We start from the raw sequence: 2,736 nt of genomic DNA on the forward strand, positions 1-2,736 counted from the left end.
TGCGCAGTTCGTGCGAGGCGTCGGCGACGAACCTCCGCTGCCGCTCCACGGAGCCCTCCAGCGCCGCCAGGGTCTCGTTCGTCGTGCGGGCCAGCCGGGCCACCTCATCGTGCGTGTCCGGTTCGGGCACCCGGCGGGCGAGGTCCTGGGACGCGGTGACGGCGGCCATCTCGGCGCGGATGCCCTCGACGGGACGCAGGGCGCGCCGCGTCACCAGGTACGTCACCGTGCCGACCACCACGAGCAGCACCGGGAAGCCGATGAGCATGGCGGTCAACGCCGTGCCCACAGCGCCCTGTTCGGCCGCGCGCGGGGATCCCGCGAAGACCGTGAGGGTGCCGTACGCGGTGTCCTCGACCTCGACGGCCGCGAACCGGTAGTCGGCGCCGTCGCCGTCCACGGTGGCGGCGCCGTCGCTGTAGTCGGTGTCGTCGGAGACCTTGCCCGCGCCGGAACGGTCGTCGTCGCCGTGGTCGTCCCCGGCGTCGTCGGCCCTCGCCGCGACCGGGGTGACCGCACCCGTCGACGTCCCGCTGATCCGCTCCAGGTCGTCGGAGGCGGCCAGCAGCCGCCCCTCGTCGTCGACCACTTGGACCGGCTGGTCGTCGTCCAGGTCCAGCGCGTCGGGCGCGACGCCGGTGGCCAGGGACGTGGCGACGCGGCGCGCACCGGAGTCGGCGGCGCTGTCCGCCTGTCCGGTGAGGTTCGTGCGCAGGGAGATCAGCACGGCGGCGCCCGCCGCGATCAGGGCGACCGCGACGACGAGGGTGGCGGCGAGGGCCGCGCGGGCCCGTACCGAGCCGAGGAGGCGGAGGGGCCGGTGCCTCATCGCGGGATCTCCAGGCGGTATCCGGCGCCGCGCACCGTGTGGATCAGGGAGGCGTCGAGCTTGCGGCGCAGGGCGCTGATGTACACCTCGACGATGTTCGGGTCGCCCTCGTAGGCGAAGTCCCAGACGTGTTCGAGGATGTCGCCCTTCGACACGACCTCGCCGGGGCGCAGCACGAGCTGTTCGAGGACGGCGAACTCCTTTGCCGTGAGCGGGACTTCACCGTCCTCGGTGTGGGTGACGCGACGGGCGGCGGTGTCGACGGCGTAGGGGCCGACGGCGTGCACGGCGGAGGCGCTGCCCGCGCCCCCCCGGCGGCGCAGCAGCGCCTTGACCCGCGCCACGAGGACGACGTACGAGAACGGTTTGGTGAGGTAGTCGTCGGCGCCGGTGTCCAAGCCCTCCGCCTCGTCGTACTCGCCGTCCTTGGCGGTGAGCATGAGGATCGGCACCTCGTTGCCCGCGGCGCGCAGGGCCGCGCAGACCCGGTAGCCGTTCATGCCGGGCAGCATGATGTCGAGGACGATCAGGTCGTACGGGGACTCGCTCGCGCGGTACAGCCCTTCGAGGCCGTCGTGGACCACGTCCACGGCGAACCCCTCCGCGGTGAGGCCCCCGGCCAGCGACAGGGCCAGCCGCTTCTCGTCCTCCACGATCAACAGTCTGGGAGGGCGGCGCGCGGTGCCGCGGGCAGGGTGGTGGTGGGAGGCGGGTGGGCGCATGCGCTTCAGGGTGACAGGTCGAACCTGAAGGACCCTTCAGGCTTCTTCAGCGGGGCTTCAGGATCACTCGGGCAGGGTTGTTCCCGTCGACAGAGCACGACCCCACGACGAACGGGAGAACCTCATGAAGCGCCGTACCACCACCCTCTCCGCCCTCGCCGCCGTGGTCCTGCTGGGCGCGGGCACGGCCACCGCGGTGGCCGTCTCCGACGACGGCGGGTCCGCCGCGACGTCGACCGTGCACGTCAAGGACGACGGCGTCAGCGACGCCCGGGAGAACGCGAACGAGGCGAAGGGCGCGAAGGTCAGGGCCGAGGACGCGATCGCCGCCGCCCTGCAGCACACACCGGGCGTCGCCACCGGCGCCGACCTCGACTCCGACGACGGCGGCCTGGTCTGGGAGGTCGACATCGCGGGCGCCAAGGCCTGGCACCACGTCGACGTGGACCCGGGCACGGGCAAGGTGCTCGGCTCGCACGTGGAGAAGGCCGACGGGGACGACGACGGTGACCCCGCGCAGGTGGCCGCCGCGCTCAGGAGCGCGTCGACGTCCGCCGAGGACGCGGCCCGCGCCGCGTCCGCCAAGGGCACCGTGACCTCGGTGGACGCGGACGACGACGGCTCGGTCCGGGTCTGGGAGGCCGAGACGACCTCCGCGAACGGGACGCAGCAGGACTGGCACGTCGCCTTCGGGTCGGGCGCGGTGACGGCGGACCGCTCCGCGGACGACCACGGCGACGACGACTGACAGCCGGCAGCTGACAGTCGACGGCTGACGGACGACGGACGACGGACGACGGCTGACGGCTGACGGCTGACGGCTGACGGCTGACGAACGACGGCCCGGATCAGCGGGCCGTCTCCTCCTGCGGCGCCGGTGCCTGCACCGGCGCCGCCGTCCGTGCGGACACCGGCCCCCGGGTCATCGACACGAGCACCGTCAGCAGCGGCGCCGTGGCCGCCACCGCGAAGCACACGGCCGTCGGGAGATGGCCCACCAGGGCGCCGACGGCCGCGGTGCCGCCCGAACTGCCCGCATTGACCGCCGCGTTGACCCAGGCGCCCGCCTGCGTACGCAGGTCCGGGCCCGCCGCCTCGTCCGCGATGAGGTACGCCGTGGTCAGCGCGGGCGCCACGAAGAAGCCCACGCACGCCGCCGCCAGCCCGAGCGTGAGCAGTCCGGGG

General features: G+C 73.8%; 3 protein-coding genes and 1 pseudogene. 1 reads left to right on the forward strand and 3 read right to left on the reverse strand.

The window, feature by feature from the left end:
• Positions 1–829 (reverse strand): HAMP domain-containing protein (locus G3I40_RS10635; protein ID WP_164301914.1); only part of this gene is annotated, 829 nt, incomplete at its 3' end.
• Positions 826–1,551, reverse strand: a complete 726-nt coding sequence (locus G3I40_RS10640; RefSeq protein ID WP_164301915.1) for a response regulator transcription factor — start codon at positions 1,549–1,551, stop codon at positions 826–828. The genes G3I40_RS10640 and G3I40_RS10635, both read right to left, overlap by 4 nt.
• Before the next feature lie 124 nt (positions 1,552–1,675).
• Between G3I40_RS10640 and G3I40_RS10645 the strand changes: the two genes are divergently transcribed.
• Entirely contained in the window at positions 1,676–2,299 is a 624-nt protein-coding gene (locus G3I40_RS10645) for a PepSY domain-containing protein (RefSeq protein ID WP_164301916.1), read from the forward strand.
• A gap of 100 nt (positions 2,300–2,399) precedes the next feature.
• On the opposite strand, the pseudogene G3I40_RS10650 reads toward G3I40_RS10645, so the two are convergent.
• Positions 2,400–2,736 (reverse strand): annotated as a pseudogene (locus G3I40_RS10650) (MFS transporter); the annotation flags it as partial.

It is taken from the genome of Streptomyces sp. SID14478 (assembly GCF_010548525.1).
In the GTDB taxonomy this organism is placed as follows: domain Bacteria; phylum Actinomycetota; class Actinomycetes; order Streptomycetales; family Streptomycetaceae; genus Streptomyces.